22 protein-coding genes are annotated in these 23,082 nt (G+C 53.3%); 16 read left to right on the top strand and 6 right to left on the bottom strand.

The window, feature by feature from the left end; all coding sequences use genetic code 11:
• Positions 1-54: 54 nt before the first annotated feature.
• The 7 genes from FHR87_RS09865 (at position 55) to FHR87_RS09835 (ending at position 8,093) form a co-directional block, all read left to right on the top strand.
• Positions 55-1,704, top strand: coding sequence for a sigma 54-interacting transcriptional regulator (locus FHR87_RS09865; protein WP_221189797.1), 1,650 nt, complete (start codon positions 55-57; stop codon positions 1,702-1,704).
• A 695-nt stretch (positions 1,705-2,399) separates the two neighbouring features.
• The gene (nifH, locus tag FHR87_RS09860) at positions 2,400-3,227 is read left to right on the top strand and encodes a nitrogenase iron protein (protein ID WP_183166557.1); all 828 of its coding nucleotides are present in this window, start codon (positions 2,400-2,402) and stop codon (positions 3,225-3,227) included.
• Between the two features lie 39 nt (positions 3,228-3,266).
• A complete protein-coding gene (gene anfD / locus FHR87_RS09855; protein WP_183166556.1) occupies positions 3,267-4,829 on the top strand; it encodes a nitrogenase iron-iron protein, alpha chain in 1,563 nt (520 codons plus the stop codon).
• Positions 4,830-4,839: 10 nt separating this feature from the next.
• The gene (anfG, locus tag FHR87_RS09850; protein ID WP_221189796.1) at positions 4,840-5,232 is read left to right on the top strand and encodes a Fe-only nitrogenase subunit delta; all 393 of its coding nucleotides are present in this window, start codon (positions 4,840-4,842) and stop codon (positions 5,230-5,232) included.
• Positions 5,233-5,244: 12 nt separating this feature from the next.
• A complete protein-coding gene (anfK, locus tag FHR87_RS09845; RefSeq protein WP_183166555.1) occupies positions 5,245-6,633 on the top strand; it encodes a Fe-only nitrogenase subunit beta in 1,389 nt (462 codons plus the stop codon).
• 124 nt (positions 6,634-6,757) lie between these two features.
• Positions 6,758-7,501, top strand: a complete 744-nt coding sequence (anfO, locus tag FHR87_RS09840; protein ID WP_183166554.1) for a Fe-only nitrogenase accessory protein AnfO — start codon at positions 6,758-6,760, stop codon at positions 7,499-7,501.
• Positions 7,502-7,544: 43 nt separating this feature from the next.
• A complete protein-coding gene (locus FHR87_RS09835) occupies positions 7,545-8,093 on the top strand; it encodes a gamma-glutamylcyclotransferase family protein (protein WP_183166553.1) in 549 nt (182 codons plus the stop codon).
• 215 nt (positions 8,094-8,308) lie between these two features.
• Here the strand turns inward: FHR87_RS09835 and fnr are convergent, their stop codons facing one another.
• Positions 8,309-9,043 carry a fumarate/nitrate reduction transcriptional regulator Fnr gene (gene fnr, locus FHR87_RS09830; RefSeq protein WP_183166552.1) on the bottom strand — a complete coding sequence of 245 codons (735 nt, stop codon included), beginning with the start codon at positions 9,041-9,043 and terminating at the stop codon, positions 8,309-8,311.
• 518 nt (positions 9,044-9,561) lie between these two features.
• On the opposite strand from fnr, the gene nadE reads away from it, so the two are divergent.
• On the top strand, positions 9,562-10,389 hold the full coding sequence (gene nadE / locus FHR87_RS09825) for an ammonia-dependent NAD(+) synthetase (protein ID WP_183166551.1): 828 nt from the start codon (positions 9,562-9,564) through the stop codon (positions 10,387-10,389).
• Between the two features lie 40 nt (positions 10,390-10,429).
• Positions 10,430-10,711, top strand: coding sequence for an Rdx family protein (locus FHR87_RS09820; RefSeq protein ID WP_183166550.1), 282 nt, complete (start codon positions 10,430-10,432; stop codon positions 10,709-10,711).
• Positions 10,712-10,721: 10 nt separating this feature from the next.
• On the opposite strand, the gene FHR87_RS09815 is transcribed toward FHR87_RS09820, so the two are convergent.
• Positions 10,722-12,173 carry a TrkH family potassium uptake protein gene (locus FHR87_RS09815; protein ID WP_183166549.1) on the bottom strand — a complete coding sequence of 484 codons (1,452 nt, stop codon included), beginning with the start codon at positions 12,171-12,173 and terminating at the stop codon, positions 10,722-10,724.
• Positions 12,174-12,502: 329 nt separating this feature from the next.
• Here FHR87_RS09815 and FHR87_RS09810 point away from each other — a divergent pair, with 329 nt between their 5' ends.
• A complete protein-coding gene (locus FHR87_RS09810; protein WP_183166548.1) occupies positions 12,503-13,060 on the top strand; it encodes a nitroreductase family protein in 558 nt (185 codons plus the stop codon).
• Positions 13,061-13,084: 24 nt separating this feature from the next.
• Here the strand turns inward: FHR87_RS09810 and scpB are convergent, their stop codons facing one another.
• The 4 genes from scpB to FHR87_RS09790 form a co-directional block, all read right to left on the bottom strand.
• Positions 13,085-13,837, bottom strand: a complete 753-nt coding sequence (scpB, locus tag FHR87_RS09805) for an SMC-Scp complex subunit ScpB (protein WP_183166547.1) — start codon at positions 13,835-13,837, stop codon at positions 13,085-13,087.
• A complete protein-coding gene (locus FHR87_RS09800) occupies positions 13,838-14,644 on the bottom strand; it encodes a segregation and condensation protein A (RefSeq protein ID WP_183166546.1) in 807 nt (268 codons plus the stop codon).
• A gap of 76 nt (positions 14,645-14,720) precedes the next feature.
• Complete coding sequence (locus FHR87_RS09795; RefSeq protein ID WP_183166545.1) at positions 14,721-15,350, bottom strand: L-threonylcarbamoyladenylate synthase; 630 nt, start codon at positions 15,348-15,350, stop codon at positions 14,721-14,723.
• Positions 15,347-16,225, bottom strand: coding sequence for a PHP domain-containing protein (locus FHR87_RS09790; protein WP_183166544.1), 879 nt, complete (start codon positions 16,223-16,225; stop codon positions 15,347-15,349). The genes FHR87_RS09795 and FHR87_RS09790 overlap by 4 nt, the downstream gene beginning before the upstream one ends.
• Before the next feature lie 360 nt (positions 16,226-16,585).
• Between FHR87_RS09790 and FHR87_RS09785 the strand changes: the two genes are divergently transcribed.
• From FHR87_RS09785 to FHR87_RS09760, 6 genes are all read left to right on the top strand, one after another.
• Positions 16,586-16,885: a YciI family protein gene (locus tag FHR87_RS09785; protein WP_183166543.1), complete on the top strand. Its 300-nt coding sequence runs from the start codon at positions 16,586-16,588 to the stop codon at positions 16,883-16,885.
• A gap of 127 nt (positions 16,886-17,012) precedes the next feature.
• Positions 17,013-17,693, top strand: a complete 681-nt coding sequence (locus FHR87_RS09780; protein ID WP_183166585.1) for a response regulator transcription factor — start codon at positions 17,013-17,015, stop codon at positions 17,691-17,693.
• Positions 17,694-17,864: 171 nt separating this feature from the next.
• The gene (locus tag FHR87_RS09775) at positions 17,865-18,305 is read left to right on the top strand and encodes a Spy/CpxP family protein refolding chaperone (protein ID WP_183166542.1); all 441 of its coding nucleotides are present in this window, start codon (positions 17,865-17,867) and stop codon (positions 18,303-18,305) included.
• A gap of 351 nt (positions 18,306-18,656) precedes the next feature.
• Positions 18,657-20,039 (top strand): sensor histidine kinase, encoded by a 1,383-nt coding sequence (locus FHR87_RS09770; protein WP_183166541.1) that lies wholly within the window; start codon positions 18,657-18,659, stop codon positions 20,037-20,039.
• Positions 20,040-20,213: 174 nt separating this feature from the next.
• Complete coding sequence (gene edd / locus FHR87_RS09765) at positions 20,214-22,043, top strand: phosphogluconate dehydratase (RefSeq protein ID WP_183166540.1); 1,830 nt, start codon at positions 20,214-20,216, stop codon at positions 22,041-22,043.
• Entirely contained in the window at positions 22,040-22,999 is a 960-nt protein-coding gene (locus tag FHR87_RS09760) for a glucokinase (protein ID WP_183166539.1), read from the top strand. Before edd ends, FHR87_RS09760 begins: the two co-directional genes overlap by 4 nt.
• Positions 23,000-23,082: the final 83 nt, after the last annotated feature.

Raw genomic sequence — 23,082 nt, 5'->3', positions numbered from 1 at the left:
TTTTTGGCCCTGAATTTGCTCGTATTAAATTAAAGCTTGATAAGGGTATATGTTATGCCGATAAGCGATACAGTTACTTTGGAATTGGATGTCGACTATTTTATTGAGGAATTTAGCCACTGCTTTACCGGTGAATGCCGTATAAGTATGCTGCCGATTCTTTATAAAATTAGTCAAAGCATTACTAGTAGCTCCGATCTCGGCGATTCTCTTTCCATTATCTTGAATGTTATGCAACAGCGTCCATTGAAAATGCACCGAGGCATTGTGACGCTTTATGATTGTTATTCTGAAACCATTTCCATTCATGACAGCTTTGGTTTGACAGATGAAGAGAAAAGGCGTGGTATTTATGCATCGGGTGAGGGAATTACCGGTAAAGTAGTAGAGACTGGTAAAGCAATTATTGCTCGACGTCTACATAATAATCCTGATTTTCTTGATCGTACCCGCGCGCATAATGAAAAAGAAAAAAAAGGAAATCTGAAAGCCAATACAGTTTTTCTGAGTGTGCCGATCATGCGTGCTCAAAAAGTATTGGGGACTATCGGTGCCGAGCGTGTTTATATGAATCAGCACTTGCTCAAGCAAGATGTCGAATTATTATCGATGATCGCCTCAATGATCGCTCCAGCGGTCGAGCTATATCTGATTGAAAATTTTGATAAAGTTCGTTTGGAAAATGAAAATTCCCGCTTGAGGAATGCGCTGAAGAAAAAATTCAAGCCATCAAATATCATCGGCAACTCAAAGCCTATGCAGGAGGTTTATCGGCTTATCGAAAAAGTTGCAAATACCAGGGCTACAGTACTGATTCTGGGGGAAAGTGGTGTAGGTAAAGAGTTGGTAGCTGGTGCCATTCATTACAATAGTACGAATACCGAAGGGCCATTCATCATTTCCAATTGTGCGGCTTTACCCGATAACCTGGCTGAAAGTGAATTGTTCGGGCATGAGAAAGGCTCGTTTACGGGTGCTCTGATGATGCACAAAGGTTATTTCGAACAGGCTGATGGCGGTACCATATTCCTCGATGAAGTTGGAGAGTTGAGTCTGTCGATACAGGCAAAACTATTACGTGTATTGCAGGAGAAAACATTCGAAAGAGTAGGGGGAAGTAAGCCTGTTAAAATAGATGTGCGTATTATTGCTGCTACTAACCGTAATCTTATCGAAATGGTAGAAAAAGGAACTTTTCGAGAAGATCTTTATTATCGACTTAATGTATTTCCTATCACTGTTCCACCATTACGTGAACGCGGTAGCGATGTAATCGCTTTGGCTGACCATTTCGTTACTGCTTTTTCGAAAGAAAATAATAAAGAGATCAAACGCATTTCGACTCCTGCTCTTAACATGTTGGTCAGCTATCACTGGCCTGGAAATGTGCGTGAGCTGGAAAACATTCTTGAGCGAGCAGTCATTCTTTCTGACGATGACGTTATTCACAGCTATGATCTTCCTCCATCCTTGCAAACCTCGAAAGAAACCGGTACGGCCTTTGGTATCACGCTGGAAGAGAAAATTCGAGCAGTTGAGTATGAAATGATTGTGGAATCGTTGAAAAATAATAATGGCCGCATGGGTAAGGCTGCTGAAGAACTAGGATTGACGCGACGTATGTTGGGTGTTCGAATGGAGCGGCATAATATCAACTACAAAACTTTTCGTATTGCCGGTTCTACTGACTGCGATGATGATTAGAACGTGCTCTTGATGTATCAATCGATGTATTACTGATCGGACAAGACGCGTGTTTATCCTTGTTTACATTTTCCTCAAAATGATATCTTGCTGAAAGGCTTTAATCCTCCACTTTCAGGATAACTATCGTTTGGCTTCGATAGTATCCTGAGTCTGTTTACTTCCTGATTTATCTCTTATCTCTTATCTCTTATCTCTTATCTCTTATCTCTTATCTCTTATCTCTTATCTCCTATTGATTCCTGATGACCTTTTCTTTAAAGCTCGCTTGGGCTTGATTGGATATCTGTGCCTGCTGGTATGCCACCTTCAAGCGGAGTATGCCGAATTTTGACTTGGGTGAAATTTATCCGTCAACCGTGAAAATTACACAAACAGTAAATACTGATTTTGGAATTTACCTTAATACAGAAATTTAAAATTCTACTGAGATATAAAGCCTTTAGGTAAATGTTAATTTTATTTAAAAAGATTACATTTATGTAAATTAATCATTTTGGTACGGATGTGTTTTTTTATTTTATTCTTTTAAAAACAACGCATTATCTATTGTTGATGGCGCTGTGATAACGTTTTTTCAGTTGTTGTGCTTACTTGATTTTTATTTTGTTGAATTTGGCATGCCCATTGCTATTACATGTTTAGCATGAAGTGCTGATTACAAATTACTACTGACTATAGAGGATCTTTAGGATATGACTCGTAAAGTTGCAATTTATGGAAAGGGTGGTATCGGAAAATCAACTACGACTCAGAATACGGCCGCCGCATTAGCTCATTTCCACGATAAGAAAGTCTTTATCCATGGCTGCGATCCCAAGGCAGATTCAACCCGTCTTATTCTCGGTGGTAAGCCTCAGGATACCCTGATGGACATGTTGCGCGACAGGGGTGCGGAAAAGATCACTAATGAGGATGTGATCAAAAAAGGCTTTATGGATATCCAGTGCGTCGAGTCTGGCGGCCCTGAGCCGGGTGTTGGCTGTGCGGGCCGTGGGGTGATTACCGCCATTGATTTAATGGAAGAAAACGGTGCCTATACCGACGATCTTGACTTTGTCTTCTTTGATGTACTGGGCGATGTGGTCTGTGGTGGTTTTGCCATGCCGATTCGCGATGGTAAGGCTCAGGAAGTCTATATCGTCGCTTCCGGCGAGATGATGGCTATCTACGCAGCAAATAACATTTGCAAAGGCCTGGTCAAATACGCGAAGCAGAGTGGTGTACGTCTCGGTGGCATCATTTGCAACAGCCGTAAAGTTGATGGGGAAAAGGAGTTTCTTGAAGAGTTCACTGCGGCCATCGGTTCCAAAATGATTCATTTCGTGCCGCGTGACAATATCGTGCAGAAGGCGGAGTTCAACAAGAAAACCGTAACTGAGTTCGATGCCAGTCAAAATCAGGCGCTGGAGTACAGCGAACTTGCACGCAAGATTATCGAGAATGAAGAATTCGTGATTCCAAAGCCTCTCACTATGGATCAGCTCGAAGATATGGTCGTCAAGTACGGCATGGCTGATTGAAACAGCTTTCCATCAAAGGCAAAAAAGGGGACTTGTGTCATGCCTCATCATGAATTTGAAAGTAGCAAAGTCATTCCCGAGCGGAAACAGCATGTCGTTATAAAGGGCAAGGGCGAAACCATTGCGGATGCTCTTCCCCAGGGATATCTCAATACCATTCCCGGTTCGATTTCCGAGCGTGGCTGTGCTTATTGCGGTGCGAAGCACGTGATTGGCAGCCCCATGAAAGATGTAATTCACATCAGCCATGGTCCGGTTGGCTGTACTTACGATACGTGGCAGACCAAGCGTTATATCAGCGATAACGACAACTTCCAGCTCAAGTACACTTACGCGACCGATGTGAAGGAAAAGCACATCGTCTTCGGTGCCGAGAAGTTGCTGAAGCAAAACATCATCGAGGCCTTCAAGGCCTTTCCCCAAATCAAGCGGATGAGCATCTACCAGACCTGCGCCACCGCACTGATCGGCGATGACATCAATGCCATCGCCGAAGAAGTGATGGAGGAAATGCCGGAGGTGGACATCTTCGTCTGCAACTCGCCCGGTTTCGCCGGCCCCAGCCAGTCGGGCGGACACCACAAGATCAACATCGCCTGGATCAACCAGAAGGTCGGTAACCTAGAGCCGGAAATTACCAGCGACTACGTGATCAACTACGTGGGCGAGTACAACATCCAGGGCGACCAGGAAGTCATGGTGGACTACTTCAAGCGCATGGGTATCCAGGTGCTGTCCACCTTCACCGGCAACGGTTCCTATGATGGCCTGCGCGCCATGCACCGCGCCCATCTGAACGTGCTGGAGTGTGCCCGCTCGGCCGAGTACATCTGTAATGAACTGCGCGTGCGCTATGGCATCCCGCGCCTGGACATCGATGGCTTCGGCTTCGAGCCGCTGGCCGACTCGTTGCGCAAGATCGGCATGTTCTTCGGTATCGAAGAACGGGCCAAGGCCATCATCGACGTGGAAGTGGCGCGCTGGAAGCCTGAGCTCGACTGGTACAAGGAGCGCCTGATGGGCAAGAAGGTCTGCCTATGGCCGGGCGGCTCCAAGCTGTGGCACTGGGCGCATGTGATCGAGCAGGAGATGGGCCTCAAGGTGGTCTCGGTATATACCAAGTTTGGCCACCAGGGCGACATGGAGAAAGGCATCGCCCGCTGCGGCGAAGGCACCTTGGCCATCGACGACCCGAACGAGCTGGAAGGCTTGGAAGCGTTGGAAATGCTCAAGCCCGATATCATCCTGACCGGTAAGCGTCCTGGCGAAGTGGCCAAGAAGGTCCGGGTTCCCTACCTCAACGCCCACGCCTACCACAACGGCCCCTACAAGGGTTTCGAAGGTTGGGTGCGTTTTGCCCGGGACATCTACAACGCCATCTACTCGCCGATCCATCAGCTTTCCGGGATCGATATCAGCAAGGACGAGGTTCCCACAGACAGCGGCTTCCTCACTCGCCAGATGCTTTCCGACGGCAACCTGAGCGAGGAAGTGCGCAATTCCGAGACCCTGCGCCAATACACCGGAAATTACGACAGCGTGTCCCATTTGCGCGAGAAGGAGTACCCGACCTTCGAGCCCAAGGCCGCTGCCGGAGCATGAGGAGAGCCGTATGAAAGCCGCGACGACGAAAAAAGAGCGGGTTGCACCGCCGCCTGCTACGCCCATGGATGACAAGGTCGAGGAACTGATCGACTTCATCATGAAGCACTGCCTCTGGCAGTTCCATTCCCGCAACTGGGACCGCGAGCGTCAGAACGAGGAAATCCTCAAGAAGACCAAGCAGTTGCTCTGTGGTGAGCCAGTGGACCTCAGCACGCCTTCCGACCGCTGCTACTGGGTGGATGCCGTGTCCTTGGTGGATGCCTACCGGGAGCGTTATACCTGGATCAATGCAATGTCCAAGGATGAGCTGGCCCAGCTGATCGATACGCTCAAGGCTCGTTTGGACTATCTGACCATCAGTGGATCGCTCAACGAAGAGCTATCTGACAAAAATTATTGAGAGGGGATAGATATGTCCTGCGAAATCAAGGAAAAAGACCGGGTTGGTACCGTCAACCCGATCTTCACCTGCCAGCCGGCCGGCGCGCAGTTCGTCAGTATCGGTATCAAGGATTGCATCGGTATTGTTCACGGTGGACAGGGTTGCGTGATGTTCGTCCGCCTGATCTTTTCCCAGCATTTCAAGGAAAGCTTCGAGCTAGCATCCTCCTCTCTGCACGAGGACGGCGCGGTGTTCGGTGCCTGCGGACGGGTCGAGGAAGCGGTCGACGTACTGCTGAGCCGCTACCCTGACGTGAAGGTGGTGCCAATCATCACCACCTGCTCGACGGAAATCATCGGCGACGACGTCGACGGGGTGATCAAGAAGCTCAACGAAGGGCTGCTGAAAGAGAAGTTCGCCGACCGGGAAGTCCACCTCATCGCCATGCACACGCCGAGCTTCGTCGGTAGCATGATCAGCGGCTACGATGTGGCAGTCAGGGATGTGGTTCGTCACTTTGCCAAAAGAGAGAACCCCAACGACAAGATCAACCTGCTCACCGGCTGGGTCAACCCGGGAGATGTGAAGGAGCTCAAGCACCTGCTAGCGGAAATGGATATCGAAGCCAACGTGCTGTTCGAGATCGAAAGCTTCGACTCCCCAGTGCTGCCGGATGGCAGCGCGGTTTCCCACGGCAACACCACCATCGAGGATCTGGTCGACACCGGGAACGCTTTGGCGACCTTTGCCCTGAACCGTTACGAAGGCAACAAGGCGGCCGAATTCCTCCAGAAGAAATTCGAGATCCCGGCCGTCGTCGGACCTACGCCGATCGGTATCCGCAATACGGATAGCTTCCTGCAGAACTTGAGGAAGGTGACCGGCAAGCCGATTCCCCAGTCGCTGGTGCGTGAGCGTGGTGTCGCTCTCGATGCCTTGGCGGACTTGACCCACATGTTCTTGGCGGAAAAGCGCGTCGCGATCTACGGCGCGCCTGACCTGGTGATCGGACTGGCGGAGTTCTGCCTGGACCTGGAGATGAAGCCTGTCTTGCTGCTGCTGGGCGACGACAACTCGAAGTATCCTAACGATCCGCGTGTCGTGGCGCTCAAAGAGAATGTCGATTACGACATGGAAATCGTCATGAATGCGGACTTCTGGGAACTGGAAAACCGCATCAAGAACGAGGGCCTCGAACTCGATCTCATCCTGGGTCACTCCAAGGGTCGGTTCATTTCCATCGATTACAACATTCCCATGCTGCGTGTAGGCTTCCCCACTTACGATCGTGCGGGGCTGTATCGCTATCCGACCGTTGGCTATGGCGGAGCGATATGGCTGGCCGAGCAGATGGCCAATACCTTGTTCGCCGACATGGAGCACAAGAAGAACAAGGAATGGCTGCTCAACGTCTGGTAAGAAATCAGTAATTATTATTGATTTCGCACTCTTCATTTTGAAATACATCCGCAGAATATTCTGCGGATGTAACTTCTCCTCCGTCAAACCTCATTGTTTGTGGTGAACTTGATAAGGAGCCCATATGAAAATTGCAGCCTACGTTGATGAACATAAAGAAATGACCACTCTTTACAAATGTGGCAGTGCTCTTCTTTATGAAAAGTCTTTGGAATGCTGGAAATTAAAGAAAGAAGTGCCTCTTGAAATGTCCGATGATATGAACATATCAGAAGTAAAGGATGCCTTAAGAGGATTAGTCACTCAGCTGGAAGATTGTAAAATATTACTTTCTGATGAAGTGAGAGGATTGCCGTATTCCATTTTACAGGAGGAAATGGGGTTTCATACGTGGAGATCAAATGGCGCTATTACAGAACAGCTGACTAATGTCGAGCAGATGGAAATTAACATCCAGGCAGAGAAGGAATTAGCTTTGGCTGAGGAAAAAGCCAAGGCTGAATCGGAGTCAGGAAGGTGCAAGAAAGGCGAAGGTGGCAGGAAGCAAGCATTTCTAAATAATCATAGCAATTGCGAAGATAAAACGATAGTACTTCCGGAATGTATCGAGGAAGGTTATTACCGAATCGATCTTGAAAATGTCCTGAAAAAAGATAAGACACTAAATTCAAGATTAGTGTTAATTCCTTTTATGGAAAAAAATCTGTTCAGGAAATTTGAAATCCTTTGCGATCACGTCCCAAGATGGTTTTCTCATAAACTTGATGAGCTGAATCTGATTGCAGAGTTTGATGATTCTGGAAATTCTGGTCATGCGCTTAAAGTTACTGTTTGGCCAAAGTTAAAACTCCGGAAAACTGTCAGCTAATCTGGGCTGATGTCTTTCAAAAATGACAAAGGTAGACAGCGTAATGGCACCTAAAAACGAAGCACCTATTTTTTATTTTGCTTATGGTTCGGATATGAATAGCGATCAGATTGTTTCTCGTTGTGATCATTCGAAGTTTATTAGTGTGGCAAGATTACCTGATCATAAAATTTCCTTTTTTGGACATTCCGATCGTTGGGATGGTGGCTTGGAAAGCCTGCTCGAGCAACCAGGAGAAAGTATTTTTGGTGTGGTATACGAGGTTTCCTGTAACGATGTTGATTATCTGGATGTTTTTCATGCTGCTCGCCTGGACGGTACCGGGATATATTTCCAATTTCCGGTGGATGTAATCGGCGAAAATGGAACTGTATATCCAGCTTTTACTTATAAAAAATCAACGCTAGGAGATTTTAAAGCGCCTAGTAAGGAATATCTTGACTATATTATCAACAGTGCAGCTTCTCATGCGCTTCCGTGCGACTATCTGGATAAGTTAAGCAAGTATGAAACTAAAAATGCTGGATATCCTGTTCCAAAGAAAAACAGCCTTACCAAGGCTTTATTAGCCAGTCAGTCATGTAGCTGTTGACAGGCAAGAGGGAAGGGCTGATCTACCGAATGAAAGCAGGAATATTCCATGCCTGAATCATTCCAGGCTGCTATGGCAAGGTTTATCTAGAGATGGTGGGGTATTCACTGAAGATCGTTATAGTGTCAGGCCATTTATATTTATGGCCTCGACGCTATAACGAACATAAAATGCCAGTCGTCTTATCAAAAAGGCAAGCAAGATGGGGCGTTGTTTCAAATTTCTATTGAACCACCCGCCATCGTACAAAGCGAAATGTAATCCACTATCCTGATTTCCTTGCCTTCTGCTTCGATGATTCCGTTGTGCTGAAAACGAGTGAACACGCGCGATACGGTTTCTACTGCCAACCCAAGGAAGTTGCCGATTTCGTTACGCGACATGGATAAACGAAACTGATTGGCGGAAAACCCGCGAGCGCTGAAACGCGCCGACAGGTTGATCAGAAATGTGGCGATGCGTTCGTCGGCTGTCTTCTTGGAAAGCAACATCATCATCTGCTGGTCGTCGCGAATCTCGCGACTCATGATACGCATCAACTGACGGCGCAACTGAGGCAGGAGCACGCTGAGCTCATCCAGTCGCTCATAAGGAATCTCGCAGACCGATGTGGTCTCAAGAGCCTGGGCTGTGACTGGATAGCTTTCGGTATCCATTCCAGATAGGCCGACAAGCTCGCTAGGCAGGTGGAAGCCGGTAATCTGCTCTTCGCCACCATCGGTAACGCTGAAGGTGCGTAGTGTCCCAGAGCGAACAGCAAAGACCGAGTCGAACTGATCTCCTTGCCGAAACAGGACTTCCCCTTTTTTCAGCGGGCGACCACGCCTGACAATCTCGTCCAGAGCATCCATATCCTGCATGTTCAGGGAGATCGGCAGACACAAAGGAGCAAGACTGCAGTCTTTGCAGTGTACTTGTCGCTGCGTTTGGATCTTCATTGGCTGTGGCATACAGGAGTTTCCTGAAAACCTTTTTTCAATGGGCAAGGCTACATCATCTAGAGGCTGTAGGCCAACCCGTCATGGAATTGCGTCTACAGTTATATATTAGTAAAAGTAAAACATATTAGCTGTGACAATCTGTGAGAACTGTGCGAAGCGATAGCCTCTTTCTGTGAATGAATCGGTGTGGCGACTGAATTGCACACCAATGATGGTGATCCGGTTCAGCTCGATTGCACGATACCTGCTGCACCTTTTCCAGAATTGGTTCTTTGCCGTTATTTTTCAAGCATAGGTCAGGTTTTTTTTGAGCGATGACCGAAAACTTGCGCTCACGCGCTGCTTTTCTCCTGTGAACGCTGGTTTTACTTCGCAAACAGTGTGTTGGCCGCTTTGCTTTCACGCTTGCCCTGAGGCTGGCGGCGAGCGACGATTAGTCGATGACCATGATTTTTTCGACAGGTTGCGGTCGGATTACCGTAAGCCAACCATTTCGCAGATCGGCCATTGGCCAGAAGGAGCTCCCGATGCATAGTCGCCAGCTTGAAATCGCCGCAGCCTTGAAAATTTGCCCTCCCTTTGATGGGAAAGGTGCAATACAGGCGGAAATCGATCATCGGGTACGCTTTATCCAGCAGTGCCTTCGCGACTCAGGTATGAAGACTCTGGTTCTAGGTATCAGTGGCGGCATTGATTCTACTACTACTGGATTGTTGGCGCAGAAGGCAGTGGAAGCCATGCGCGCTGCCGGTGAGGGGGATGACTATCGCTTCCTGGCCGTTCGCTTGCCTTACGATGTTCAGCATGACGAAGAAGAAGCACAGCTGGCTATCGATACCATCAAGCCCGATGAATGCCATACGGTGAATATCAAGGCTGCTGTGCAGGCTGTGGCCGCCGCTACGGGGGAGTTGGAAGGATTGACTCCAGCAATGCGTGATTTCGTGCTGGGCAATACCAAGGCGCGAGTACGCATGGTGGCGCAATACACCATTGCCAATGCCCGGCAGGGGTTGGTGATTGGAACCGATCATGGTGCCGAGGCGGTCATGGGCTTTTTTACCAAGTTCGGCGACGGTGCTTGTGACCTCACGCCTCTTACCGGGCTGGTAAAGGATCAGGTGCGGCAACTGGGAGCTGCCTTGGGGGCGCCTGAATCCCTGGTTCATAAGGTTCCTACTGCCGACTTGGAAGAATTGCATCCCGGCAAGCCGGATGAGCTGGCCCATGGGGTTACCTATCGCGATATCGATGCTTTCCTGCTCGGCCATGAGGTGGACGACGAAGTGGCTGGAATCATCGTGCAAACCTACGATAAAACCGCTCATAAACGGGCTCTGCCCAGGGAACCTTGAGAGCCTTTCCTGGACTGGTGTCATGAAGCAGAGGTGCATCATGTCGGAGACCAAGCCTGAGATCGTTATCTGCTATTGCTGTCAGTGCCAGTGGTTATTGCGTGCGGCCTGGCTGGCTCAGGAACTGTTGAGTACCTTTTCCGACGGTCTTGGCCGAGTCGTTCTGGAGCCTGGAACGGGTGGCATCTTTCGCATCACTTGCGATGGTGTACAGATCTGGGAGCGGAAGGCCGACGGCGGTTTCCCTGAAGCGAAGGAGTTGAAGCAGCGCGTGCGTGACCGGATCGATCCGCAGCGCTCGCTGGGACACAATGATCGCTAACGATGAGCGATCAATGCTTCCAGAAACTGCTGGTCAGCAATACCAGTACGGTGATGATTTCCAGCCGTCCCAATAGCATGCCGAGCGATAGCAGCCACTTCGCTAGATCTGGTAAGGGGGCGAAGTTGCCTGCCGGGCCGATGATCGGCCCCAACCCGGGGCCCACATTGCACACGGCCGTTGCCGCGCCAGTCAGCGCTGTGATGGGGTCGAGCCCAAGCAAGGTCAGGCACAGCGCCAGCAAGGCGATGGTGACAGTGAAGAAAAATGAAAAGGTCAGGATCGAGCGGACAATCTCTTCGTCCAGAGCATGGCCATTATATTGCTGGCGGATCACTGCACGTGGATGGACCAACTGCTTGAGGTTGGCTTTGAGCAAGGCATAAGCGACCTGGAAACGGAACACTTTGAGACCGCCCGACGTCGAGCCCGAGCAGCCGCCGATAAAGGTCAGATAAAAGAAAGTCATAAACGCGAAATTGCCCCACTGGCTGTAATCGCCCAGGGCGAAGCCTGTGGTCGAGACTACCGAGACTACATTGAAGGTTGCGATGCGTATGGCATCTGGCAGGCTTTCCTGGCTGTGCTGCCAATACCAGAGGCTGAACAGCAGACTGATGGCCAGCAGGATAATGAGAAAACCATGCACCTGATGGTCTTTCAGCATGGCCATGCGCTGGCCGCGCAGCATGGCGACGTAAAGCGTAAAGGGCAAGCTGCCCAGCACCATGAAGAAGATCGCGATCCAGTGCGAGGCCGGACTGAATTTTCCCATCGATGAGTCGGAGGTTGAAAACCCTCCTGTGGATACCGAGGCCATTGCCAGGTTGAGTGCGTCGAACGGCTTCATACCCGCGAGCCAGAAAGCCAGAATGGCTGCAAGAGTGAAGACTACATAGATGCCGACGATGTATTTGGCGACCATGTGCGAGCGGGGCATGACTTTTTCTGACCAATCGGAAGATTCCGTTTGGAACAGGCGCATGCCGCCTACGCGCAGCAACGGCAAAATGGCCACCGCCATGCCGATAAAGCCGATGCCGCCCAGCCATTGCAGCATGGAGCGCCACATCAGTAGCGCTGGAGAGGTGCTGTCCAGCCCGGTGAGTACGGTGGAGCCGGTAGTGGTGATACCCGACATGGTTTCGAAAAAGGCATCCGTATAGCTGATGTGCTGGATCAGCATCATCGGCAAGGCTGCGAAGCAGCAGACCACCAGCCAACTGATGGTGGTCAGGAAATACATGTCGCGTGGGCGCAAGTGGATGTGGGCAGGTCGCCCGGGTAGCACCAGTGTCAGACCGGTGAGCAGAGTAATCAGACCTGCCCAGATGAAAGGTTGCAGGTCATCCTTACGCTCGAAAGCCAACAGCGCCAGCATCGGAACGATCATGCCGACGGCTAGCGTAATCAGGAAAATGCCGAGAATGAATCCGATGATGCGCAGCGTCGGCATGGCCATTGAGGTGGGCTCGGCTTCGAAAACAAGGGCGCAATTCTACTCATGTCGCCTAGGCTGTAAACGGTATTCAAGTGCTGCATCGTTCATGAACTGAAAGTAATCCCTATGTTGGCATGGAAGTTCGAGGCTTTCTGGATCGATAAATAGCACAATTCGCATGGCGACGTGGCTCGCGCTATCTATGCTTGCCACCGCTGAATCCGCTATTGCAGCCACGTTTTTCACCGGATCGGCTTGCTCTATGCAATAGGTGCTTGAGCTTAGTTGCCACACGATTGTCTCATGGCAGAAAGATTCGTCGATTTTGCCGTTTTATCAAGGAGGTACCAATGGAGGCTCTGGAGCTGCTGTCAGGTCGTGTTTCGGTTGCCGGGCTGTGCGAGCCTGCGCCGACACCAGAACAGCTGGATATAATGTTTCGTGCAGCCTTGCGTGCACCGGACCATGCCTTGCTGCGACCGTGGCGATTTCTCACTATTGCAGGTGAGGGGCGTGAGCGACTCGGCGAGTTGTTTGCCAGAGCCCTGGCGCGCGATCCGCAAGTCCAGCCTGCAGCCCTGGACAAGGCACGCAAGACGCCATTGCGTGCACCATTGCTGATAGTCGTAATCGCCAGCCCGAAGCCGCATCCCAAGGTTCCGGAGATCGAGCAGTTGCTCGCTGCTGGTTGCGCGGCGCATGGCTTGTTACTGGCAGCCCATGCGCAAGGTATCGGCGCGATCTGGCGTACCGGTGAGTTTGCTTATGATTCGTTTGTGGCTCGTGGACTTGGCCTGGAAGCCCATGAGAGGATCATCGGCTTTATTTATGCTGGCACACCTGAGGTGGGTCTACGCACAGCCCCTGCTCTTGAACGGGCGAATTTCGTTGGTGCATGGCCACAATAAGCCGGCGTACAGGCAAAATTCGGCTTATGGCTGTTCCGTGTCCTGGGGTTCGAATTCGTTGGTCGGTTCGTCCTCCTGGCGTAGGTCGCTGAAATCCGTCTTGAGCCCCTGTTCCATGTCGTCCAACTCGGCCAGAAGGGTGCGAAAGCTGGTTTGTTCCTTTTCGACTGGTGTTATCGATTCGGCATTGGTCTGGATTGGCTCCGAGTCGGGCGCTTCCTCGTTGGAAAGAGGCTCGATATCCATTTCCCGCAGCACAGCCAGGGGCGGCAGCTCATCCAGGTTCTTCAGGTTGAAATAGTCCAGAAAGTGCCGGGTAGTGGCGAACATGGCGGGGCGGCCAGGCACATCCCGATGGCCGACCACGCGTATCCATTCGCGCTCTTGCAAGGTTTTGACGATCTGGCTGTTGACCGCGACTCCGCGAATTTCCTCGATCTCGCCACGCGTAATGGGTTGCCGGTAGGCAATCAGAGCCAGGGTTTCCAGCAATGCGCGGGAATAGCGCTGTGGGCGTTCTTCCCAGAGCCGGCCGACCCAGGGGGAAAAACGCTCGCGAACCTGCAGGCGATAGCCCGAGGCGACTTCGCGCAGCTCGAAGCCGCGTCCCTGGCAGGATTCATCCAGAATCGCCAGTGCTTGCCTGAGCAGGGCCGGGGAAGGGCGTTCGACTTCTTCGAACAGTTCGGCAAGACGCTCGATAGAGAGCGGGCCACCGGTGGCCAGTAGGAAAGCCTCGAGCAGTGGTGCGAGATCCTGGGGGGCGGAGAGGTTCATTTATTCGATTCGTGCGCGGACATGAATGGGGGCGAAGGGCTCGTTCTGTACCAGTTCCACCAGGGATTCCTTGACCAGTTCGAGCACTGCCATAAAGGTAACCACTATCCCCAGGCGGCCTTCCTCGATCCGGAACAGAGCAACGAAAGGGACGAACAGTCCGTCTCGAAGCCGCTCCAGCACTTCGCTCATGCGTTCTCGGGTAGAGAGCATTTCGCGCTCGATCTGGTGACTCTCGAACAGTTCGGCCCTGCGTAACACTTCGGCCATGGACATCAGCAATTCTTCGAGACAGACATCGGGGAGCAGCTTGCGGGCTTTGGCGGCAGGCGCTTCCAGTTGTGGAACGTGCAGTTCCCGGCCGATTCTGGGCAGTGCATCCAGATCCGCCGCCGCCGTCTTGAAGCGCTCGTATTCCTGCAGACGGCGAACCAGCTCGGCGCGGGGATCGTCTTCCTCTTCCTGTATTGCTGGCGGGCGTGGCAGCAGCATGCGCGACTTGATCTCGGCCAGCATGGCGGCCATCACCAGATATTCGGCAGCCAGCTCAAGACGCACGGTCTTCATTATTTCGACGTAGCCCATGTATTGGCGGGTGATGTCGGCTACCGGAATATCGAAAATGTCGATGTTCTGTTTGCGGATGAGATAGAGCAGAAGGTCCAACGGGCCTTCGAATACCTCGAGAAACACTTCCAATGCATCGGGTGGAATATAAAGGTCTTGTGGCAGCCGGTCGAAAGCTTCGCCATAGACTTTGGCCCGTGGTTCTTCTGCAGGGTTGGCTTCGATCTCTGAACATGACATGAATAGGGAGCTTCCTGCGGACAACTAGGGATCATGGCGTAATTGTAGGGAGTGGCGGTTTTTCTTAGGTAGGGACCTACGCCTTTTCCATGAAGGGCTCCGGATCGCCGCAACCGACGCGAATCACTTCCGGCTCTTCGTCCACCAGGCTGATAACCGTGGAGGGCTCCAGCCCACCATAACCGCCATCGACGATCAAATCGACCTGACTCTCAAGGATATCGCGCATTTCGTAGGGATCGCTCATTGGCAAGGTTTCCCCAGGCAGGATCAGGCTCACGCTGAGTATCGGTTCATCCAGTTCGGCCAGCAATGCCTGGGCGATCGGCTGGGCTGGCATGCGTAAGCCAATGGTCCGCCGCTTGGGGTGCAGCAGCATGCGTGGTACTTCGCGGGTTGCATCGAGAATGAAGGTGTAGGGGCCTGGCAGATGAGTCTTGAGCAGCCGGAAATCCGCTGTATCGACCTTGGCAAACATCCCAAGCTGGGAGAGATCACGGCAGATCAGGGTGAAATTATGCTTGTCGTCCAGCTGGCGAATCCGGCGGATACGCTCAAGCCCCGTTTTGTTGCCCATTGTGCAGCCCAGGGCGTAGGACGAATCGGTGGGGTAGATAGCTATCCCGCCGGCTCGCAGGACGTCTACGGCCTGTTTGATCAGGCGCGGCTGAGGATTGTCCGGGTGAATCTGGAGAAATAGGCTCATGCAGCCCCCTGCTCGGAAAGGAGACGACAGCGATCAAGACGGAACCGTCGACAAAGTGCTGGCAAGTCATCCGGTAACGGACGGTAAACACCAAGCTCAGACCAGAGGCTCGGCGTATGGAAATCACTGCCAGCGCTGGCCATCAGGCCGAATTCGCGAATCAGCTTCGACAGCGCGCCTACCTGTTGCAGTGGTTGCATGCCATTGGCCACTTCCAGGGCATGCCCGCCGGCTTGCGCAAATGCGAGGACCAGGCGGCGGCGCTTGCTGTTGGTGAGTTCGTACTGCCAAGGATGCGCCAGGCTGATCCAGGCTCCGGCAGTGCGTAGGGTGGCGACTGTCTGTTCCAGGGTCGGCCAATGCTGCTTGATATCGCCCAATTTGCCGGCCCCCAGCCACTTGCGGAACGCTTCGGTACGGTCGCGCACATGCCCGGTACGTACCAGGAATTCAGCGAAATGCGGTCGTGCCGGGGCGTTTTCGCTATCGCCCAGTTCATGCTGAATGGCTCTAGCACCTTCGAGCGCTCCCGGCATACCTTTGTCGGCAAGGCGCTCGGCGATGGCCTGTGCTCGCTGCCAGCGTCCATGGCGTAATTCGTCCATGGCCTGATGCAGTACCGGGATATCACTGGAAAAGTCATAGCCCAGCACATGAATGGTTACGCCGGACCAACAGCAGGAAAGCTCGACACCGTTGATCAGTTGCATATCCATGGCCTGCGCCGCTGTACGGGCTTCATCGAGGCCTTCCAGCGTGTCGTGGTCGGTCAGGGCCAGGGTTCGTATACCACGACTATGGGCGCGTTCCACCAGGGCGCTGGGTGTCAGTGTGCCGTCTGATGCAGTACTGTGGCAGTGCAGGTCGACTGTCATGCTTTTCCTCCGCCAAATGGATACGAGCTGATTTTTGATGGGCACGAAATCCCTGCCATTTATCGCTAGGCGGGTTTGGTATTATGCCTCTTGCCGCTGCGCCGTTTATCGGTCGATCTCATCAAAGTGTGTTGCCAGGTTACGCCAGATGGCCTTGTCCAACCCAATGCGTTGGAATTTAACCTCGGTCGGCAATCCTGGTCTGGCAAACCGATGAAATATCGAGAGTGGCCGAATCCTCAATAACGCATTTTAATTCTGGCTCCTTTGGCACACTTCTGGTTCCATCGTGGCCTGTAATTGCCCGGTCGCGCCATCCAGCAGGATGCGCCTTTCGCTAATTTCCAAAGGAAACCCTCCATGCTCTACGCCATCATCTCCACCGATATCCCCCATTCACTGGAAAAGCGTATGGCGGCTCGTCCGGACCATCTGGCTCGTCTGGTGCGTCTCAAGGACGAAGGTCGGCTCGTGCTCGCCGGGCCGCATCCGGCGGTGGATAGCAACGATCCTGGAGACGCCGGCTTCAGTGGCAGTCTGGTTGTGGCTGAATTTGATTCACTGCAGGCAGCCGAGCAATGGGCCGCCGCCGATCCGTATCAGGCTGCAGGTGTCTATGCCTCTCTATTGGTCAAACCATTCAAGCGTGTACTTCCTTGAGCAAAAGACTGCTCGATTGTAGATGCCTCGATAAGGAAAACCTGCAGATGTTTTGGTACCCGACTGCACCAGCCAATGCAGGGCACGCATGGTCATCGCCTCAAATAATGGGAGCGATGGTATCGGCATGAGCGAGTTGTTGCTGATTGATGATGACCAGGAATTGTGCGAACTGCTGGTTAGCTGGCTTTCTCAGGAGGGCTTCGCTGTCGTGGCTTGCCATGATGGTCAGAGTGCCCGTTCCTTGCTGGTCGAAGCCAATTTCGATGCGGTCATCCTGGATGTCATGCTGCCGGACGGCAGTGGTCTGGAATTGCTCAAGCAGTTACGTAATGAGCACCCGGAGCTCCCTGTGCTGATGCTGTCGGCCCGTGGCGAGCCCCTGGATCGCATCCTTGGCCTGGAGCTGGGAGCCGACGACTATTTGGCCAAGCCCTGCGATCCTCGTGAGTTGACTGCTCGCCTGCGGGCCGTGTTGCGGCGCAGTCAGTCGCCAGTGGCAGTCAATCACCTGGAGCTGGGCGATCTCAGCTATAGCTCGGCGCGTGGCGTTGCCACTATCGACCAGCATGAGGTAAGTCTCACTGTGAGTGAGGGTCGTATCCTGGAAGCGTTGCTGGAACGGCAGGGCGAGCCAGTGGACAAGCAGGCGCTCGCACAATTCGCTCTCGGCCGCAAACTCACTCTGTACGATCGCAGCCTGGATATGCATGTCAGCAATTTGCGGCGCAAGCTCGGCCCGCACGCAGATGGTCGTCCACGCATAGTGGCGCTGCGCGGGCGCGGTTATCTCTATCAGGGGCTCTGATCCCGGTTCGGCACAGGGTTTGGCTGGCCCCGCGGTTTCTCCGGTCTTTACAGGGCTGCTCTGTGCCGCTTCTGCTTTACCGTTCCTTTACGTGGCGCTGACGGCTGTTGACCTTGCAATACCTAGACTGGAGTCATCCGGTCACCGACCGATCAACAAAGAGGAAAGACCATGAATCGCAAAACTCTTGCTGCCCTGATTCTCGCTACAGCCCTGCCGGCCATGGTCATGGCCGGTGGCCATGGTGGTCCTGACAGCCATAGTGGTCCTGAAAGCCACGCTGGTCGTCCTGGTCACGGTGGTATACCGATATTGGAGGATCTCGATCTCAGCAAAGAACAGTCTCGCGATATACGCAAGCTGGTGGGCGAGGAGATGAAATCCCGTCATGAGATCACTAAGCGCTATCTGGACAAATTACCGGAAGCCGAAAAGGCCGCGATGAAAAAGGAAATGGATGAAAGTCGTGATAAAACCCGCGCCTCCATCCGTAACTTGCTCACCCCTGAACAGCAGAAAGAGTTCGATGAAAAACAGAAGAAAATAGAAGCCAAGCGCCAGGAGTACGCTGAATTTCTCAAATGGAAAGCCGAGCGCGACCAGAAGCACTGATCGGCGGCTGAAAATGCTGGCAAGTGAGAACCTGGCGAGGCGAAATCAGCCAAAAAGCGCAATCTACGCGTGCTCGTGCTAAGTAAGCGTTTTAAGGCTGATTTCAAGGTTATAGGTCTTGGGCCTGTTGATGCAGCAAGGCGGTTCACGCCGAAACGTCAACAGACCCTGGGTACAGTAATTTCTTGACGACTTGCTAAGCTTGGGCTCGATCGAATGATCCTGGCGATCTGCAAGTCTGGCTGTAGTCATTCACTGGCAAAGCGAGTGGCTTGGACACATTTCCCGAATGGGAGATTGTTCCCGTCCGGTTCTGCCTTGTTCCCTACTTTTACTTTAACTGGCCGACCCATGATTTTTCGTACAGAACCTCGCAGTTGGAGAACGGTTCTACGTTCACTGTTCTGGCGAATACTGGCGACCTTCTGGCTGGCCATCGCCCTGGTTGCCGGCCTGGCAACCCTGGTGGGTTATGCCTTGCAGCAGGATTCCTGGATTCTCAGCCGGCATCCCGGGGTACGGAATCTTGCCGAGAAATGGACGAATGTTTACGAAGCTCGCGGTCAGTACGACTCGCAAGAGCTGTTAGAGAGACTGAAGCGGCGCCATCACATTGATGTCCAGGTGCTTGGCGAAAACGGTCATCCGGTGGTGCGGGGAACCTTTCCCCCTCGAGCCGAAGCCTATGAGCAGCGTGAATCGGGGAATTCCCGTCGTCTGCCCTGGCGGCGTTTGACGGAGGAGTACTCTAGCTCCAAGACTGGTGAAAACTATCTTTTCATCTATCGCATCCCTCATGGTGAGTTGTTTGCCTGGCAGCGTGGCAGTCTGTTCTGGCCGATCAGTGCTGTGGCTATCGCATTAATCGTACTGACTGGTTTCAGCTTGCTGTTGACTCTTTCCATCACGCGTCCGTTGAACCGCCTGCGTAGTGCCGTGCATGATCTGGGGCAGACGGCCTACCAGCAGAATTCGCTGGCGCAATTGTCTCGCCGCCGCGATGAATTGGGCGTTCTGGCGAGTGATTTCAACCGCATGGGGGCGCGTTTGCAGAGCCTCATCGATAGTCAGCGGCAACTGTTGCGCGATGTCTCCCACGAGTTGCGTTCCCCGCTGGCACGTCTGCGCATCGCTCTGGCACTGGCCGAACGGGCTACACCTGAGGAAGGCAAGGCTATCTGGCCGCGCCTGGAGAAGGACTGTGATCGTCTCGAAGCGCTGATCGGCGAAATTCTTGCTCTGGCGCGCCTGGATGCTGACCCAGGGGCGGCGCTGGTCATCGATCTGCCGGAAATGCTCAACCAACTCAAGGCCAATGCCAGCTTGCGAGCGCCGGAGCAGGATATCGATATTCATATCGAACCGGGCCTGGTGTTATGTGGTTGGCCGAATATGCTTGAGCGTGCGCTGGAGAATCTGTTGAACAATGCGCTGCGTTTCAATCCTGTCGGGAAGCCGATCGAAGTACGGGCCATTTCTGGGCAGGAACAGCTCGTGATAACTATCCGCGATCATGGGCCGGGTGTGGCAGCGGAGGATCTGCTGCAACTGGGCACACCCTTTTTCCGAGCCCCGAAGCAGACCGCATCGGGGCATGGCCTGGGCCTGGCGATTGCCAAGCGAGCTGTAGAGCGCCATGGTGGTACGCTGGTTTTCGGCAATCACCCCGAAGGTGGTTTTCTGGTAACGCTGACGTTGCCTTCCACCGCTCGGGACGATAGTGCAACTGTCTGAATCCATCTGGTCGAGGTTTCCACTTCGCCTGCGTAGGCAGAACAGCGGTATTTCTAGCGTGTGGCTGTGGTCGATTGCCCTGTCTTTTGCCGATTTTTTCGAGCGTCGGGTCATCTTTGCTGTCAATTGGGATTATGGTTATTCCCATACTGATCAAGCAGCAGGAGTAAACACATGCATCCGCGAGTTCAGGAAGTCACCGAACGGTTGATCGAACGTAGCCGTGCAACTCGATCGCGCTATCTGGCAATAATGGATCAGGCTGCCAGCGACGGCCCCCAGCGCGGCCGGCTGCAATGTGCCAACTTTGCCCATGGTGTTGCTGGTTGCACGGTTGGCGAGGACAAGCAGCGCCTGCGTTTGATGAACGAGATCAATGTAGGAATCATTTCCGCCTATAACGATATGCTTTCCGCGCACCAGCCCTACGAGCATTTCCCTGAAATGATCAAGAGTGCGCTACGTGAAATTGGCTCGGTCGGCCAATTCGCCGGTGGTGTCCCGGCCATGTGCGATGGGGTCACCCAGGGCGAGCCCGGTATGGAAATGAGTCTGGCCAGCCGCGAAGTCATTGCCATGAGTACGGCTGTTGCCTTGTCGCACAATATGTTCGATGCGGCGCTCTATCTGGGGATCTGCGACAAGATCGTGCCGGGGTTGATGATCGGTGCGCTGCGCTTTGGCCATCTACCGACGGTCTTCGTTCCCGGTGGGCCGATGGAGTCGGGCATTTCCAACAAGGAGAAAGCCAAGGTTCGCCAGCTGTATGCCGAAGGCAAGGTCAGCCGCGACGAATTGCTGGAATCGGAGATGAAGTCCTATCACGGTCCCGGTACCTGCACTTTCTATGGCACTGCCAATACCAATCAGGTCGTGATGGAAATCATGGGGCTGCATCTACCAGGCTCGTCTTTCGTCAATCCCTACACGCCGCTGCGTGACGAACTGACCCGCGCGGCGGCCCGCCAGGTGACTCGCCTGACGCACCACGGTGGTGAATACATGCCGTTGTGCCGGATCGTCGATGAGAAGGCTATCGTCAACTCCGTGGTGGCCCTGCATGCAACCGGAGGATCGACCAACCATACCCTGCATATTCCTGCTTTCGCCCGGGCTGCGGGTATCCTGCTGACCTGGCAGGACATGGCCGATCTCTCTGAAGTAGTGCCCTCGCTGGCCAAGGTCTACCCCAATGGTCAGGCCGACGTGAACCACTTCCATGCCGCTGGTGGCGTACCGTTCATGATTCGGACCCTGCTGGGTGCCGGTTTGCTGCATGAAGATGTGAATACCGTAGTCGGGCATGGGCTGCATCGCTATTACCAAGAACCCTTTCTGGAAGGTGGCCAACTGGCCTGGCGCGAAATTTCGACCGACAGCCTGGACGAAAGCATTCTGCGTCCTGCCGAGCGGCCTTTTTCGCCGGAAGGTGGCTTGCGAGTGCTGCATGGCAATATGGGCCGCAGCGTGGCCAAGGTTTCCGCCGTGGCTCCCGAATACCAGGTTGTTGAGGCGCCAGCGATGGTCTTTCATGACCAGGTCGAACTGGCCGATGCTTTCAAGGCAGGCAAGCTGGAGAGGGATTTTGTCGCCGTGGTGCGTTTCCAAGGACCGAAGGCTAACGGCATGCCGGAATTGCATAAATTGACGCCTTTTCTCGGCGTGTTGCAGGATCGGGGTTACAAGGTTGCCTTGGTGACCGACGGGCGTATGTCTGGCGCTTCGGGCAAGGTGCTGGCGGCCATCCATGTTTGTCCCGAGGCAGTCGATGCGGGACCGATCGCCAAGGTTCGTGATGGCGACATCATCCGGGTCGATGGCCAGACGGGGGAACTGATCCTGCAAGTCGATCAGGCCGAACTGGATCGCCGCGAAGCCATCGTGCAGCCTGCCGGAACCGGTATCGGCTGCGGGCGCGAATTGTTCGCCTTCATGCGTGCCGCATTCAGCACGGCAGAGCAGGGTGCCAGTGCCTTCACCGAGTCTCTGGAGAGTTTGCGATGAAATTTTCTCTGGTGGGCGATATAGGTGGTACCAACGCTCGCCTGGCGCTTTGGCGTGGCCAAGGGCTTGAAGCTGTGCAGGTATTGCAGACGGCCGATTTTCCTGAGCCGGTACAGGCTGTTCGTGCCTATTTGCAGGAGCAGAACCTACTGGTCGAAGACCTGGAGAAGGTATGCCTGGCTTGCGCTGGTCCAGTACAGGGCGATGAATTTCATTTCACCAATAATCACTGGCGTTTGAGCAGATCGGCCTTCGCGCAGGAGCTGGATCTGAAACGATTGCTGCTGATCAACGATTTCGCTGCCATGGCACTGGGCATGACCCGGCTGCAGCAGGGCGAGTGGATAGATGTCTGCAAGGGCGAGGCGGAGTTGGATCGACCACGACTGGTAATCGGTCCGGGCACTGGTCTGGGGGTTGCCAGCCTGGTGCCCAAGCTTGATGGCGGTTGGATCGTCTTGCCCGGTGAAGGCGGTCATGTTTCCTTGCCGATCGGTTCATCTCGCGAGGCGGCACTTTGGGAGGTATTGCATCGGCATATCGGCCATGTCGAAGCGGAAAGCGTACTGTGCGGCAAGGGCCTGCTGCGGCTTTATCAGGCTATCTGCGAGTTGGACAGGTTTACGCCGCATTTGCAGACCCCTGCCGATGTGACCACGGCCGCGTTGGCTGGTGATACCTGTGCCGCCGGGGCATTGGGGCAATTCTGCGTTTGGCTCGGACGAGTGGCTGGCGACAGCGCATTGACCCTGGGTGCCCGTGGCGGAGTATACCTGGCTGGCGGTATGTTGCCGCGCTTTGCCGACTTTCTGATGACCAGTGGCTTCCTGCAGGGATTTCACGACAAAGGGCAGATGACTGCTTACGTAGAAGGTATTCCCGTACAGCTTGTGACGGCTAAATATCCCGGCCTGGAGGGCGCCTGCGTGGCTTTGGAACTGGATATGGATACCTGAAACCAAAAACTTTGAGGAACAGTACCGCTACCGGGTGGTCGAAATCCCGCTTCGATGTCACTCTGGCTGGATCGAGTAAAATT

The organism is Azomonas macrocytogenes, assembly GCF_014191985.1.
Classification (GTDB): Bacteria; Pseudomonadota; Gammaproteobacteria; order Pseudomonadales; family Pseudomonadaceae; genus Azomonas; species Azomonas macrocytogenes.
The sequence above is the reverse complement of the archived record's forward strand: the minus strand, read 5'-3'. Positions and strand labels throughout refer to the sequence as shown.

What these genes read in the sequence shown, in the direction of transcription:
- FHR87_RS09780 (WP_183166585.1), top strand. Translation starts at nt 17,013, where the DNA reads ATGAGCGAGTTGTTGCTGATTGATGATGACCAGGAATTGTGCGAACTG.
- FHR87_RS09835 (WP_183166553.1), top strand. Translation starts at nt 7,545, where the DNA reads ATGGCACCTAAAAACGAAGCACCTATTTTTTATTTTGCTTATGGTTCG.
- FHR87_RS09795 (WP_183166545.1), bottom strand. Translation starts at nt 15,350, where the DNA reads ATGAGCCTATTTCTCCAGATTCACCCGGACAATCCTCAGCCGCGCCTG.
- fnr (WP_183166552.1), bottom strand. Translation starts at nt 9,043, where the DNA reads ATGCCACAGCCAATGAAGATCCAAACGCAGCGACAAGTACACTGCAAA.
- FHR87_RS09810 (WP_183166548.1), top strand. Translation starts at nt 12,503, where the DNA reads ATGGAGGCTCTGGAGCTGCTGTCAGGTCGTGTTTCGGTTGCCGGGCTG.
- nifH (WP_183166557.1), top strand. Translation starts at nt 2,400, where the DNA reads ATGACTCGTAAAGTTGCAATTTATGGAAAGGGTGGTATCGGAAAATCA.
- FHR87_RS09775 (WP_183166542.1), top strand. Translation starts at nt 17,865, where the DNA reads ATGAATCGCAAAACTCTTGCTGCCCTGATTCTCGCTACAGCCCTGCCG.
- FHR87_RS09820 (WP_183166550.1), top strand. Translation starts at nt 10,430, where the DNA reads ATGTCGGAGACCAAGCCTGAGATCGTTATCTGCTATTGCTGTCAGTGC.
- anfO (WP_183166554.1), top strand. Translation starts at nt 6,758, where the DNA reads ATGAAAATTGCAGCCTACGTTGATGAACATAAAGAAATGACCACTCTT.
- FHR87_RS09785 (WP_183166543.1), top strand. Translation starts at nt 16,586, where the DNA reads ATGCTCTACGCCATCATCTCCACCGATATCCCCCATTCACTGGAAAAG.
- FHR87_RS09790 (WP_183166544.1), bottom strand. Translation starts at nt 16,225, where the DNA reads ATGACAGTCGACCTGCACTGCCACAGTACTGCATCAGACGGCACACTG.
- anfK (WP_183166555.1), top strand. Translation starts at nt 5,245, where the DNA reads ATGTCCTGCGAAATCAAGGAAAAAGACCGGGTTGGTACCGTCAACCCG.
- edd (WP_183166540.1), top strand. Translation starts at nt 20,214, where the DNA reads ATGCATCCGCGAGTTCAGGAAGTCACCGAACGGTTGATCGAACGTAGC.
- nadE (WP_183166551.1), top strand. Translation starts at nt 9,562, where the DNA reads ATGCATAGTCGCCAGCTTGAAATCGCCGCAGCCTTGAAAATTTGCCCT.
- anfD (WP_183166556.1), top strand. Translation starts at nt 3,267, where the DNA reads ATGCCTCATCATGAATTTGAAAGTAGCAAAGTCATTCCCGAGCGGAAA.
- anfG (WP_221189796.1), top strand. Translation starts at nt 4,840, where the DNA reads ATGAAAGCCGCGACGACGAAAAAAGAGCGGGTTGCACCGCCGCCTGCT.
- FHR87_RS09770 (WP_183166541.1), top strand. Translation starts at nt 18,657, where the DNA reads ATGATTTTTCGTACAGAACCTCGCAGTTGGAGAACGGTTCTACGTTCA.
- FHR87_RS09815 (WP_183166549.1), bottom strand. Translation starts at nt 12,173, where the DNA reads ATGGCCATGCCGACGCTGCGCATCATCGGATTCATTCTCGGCATTTTC.
- FHR87_RS09865 (WP_221189797.1), top strand. Translation starts at nt 55, where the DNA reads ATGCCGATAAGCGATACAGTTACTTTGGAATTGGATGTCGACTATTTT.
- scpB (WP_183166547.1), bottom strand. Translation starts at nt 13,837, where the DNA reads ATGAACCTCTCCGCCCCCCAGGATCTCGCACCACTGCTCGAGGCTTTC.
- FHR87_RS09760 (WP_183166539.1), top strand. Translation starts at nt 22,040, where the DNA reads ATGAAATTTTCTCTGGTGGGCGATATAGGTGGTACCAACGCTCGCCTG.
- FHR87_RS09800 (WP_183166546.1), bottom strand. Translation starts at nt 14,644, where the DNA reads ATGTCATGTTCAGAGATCGAAGCCAACCCTGCAGAAGAACCACGGGCC.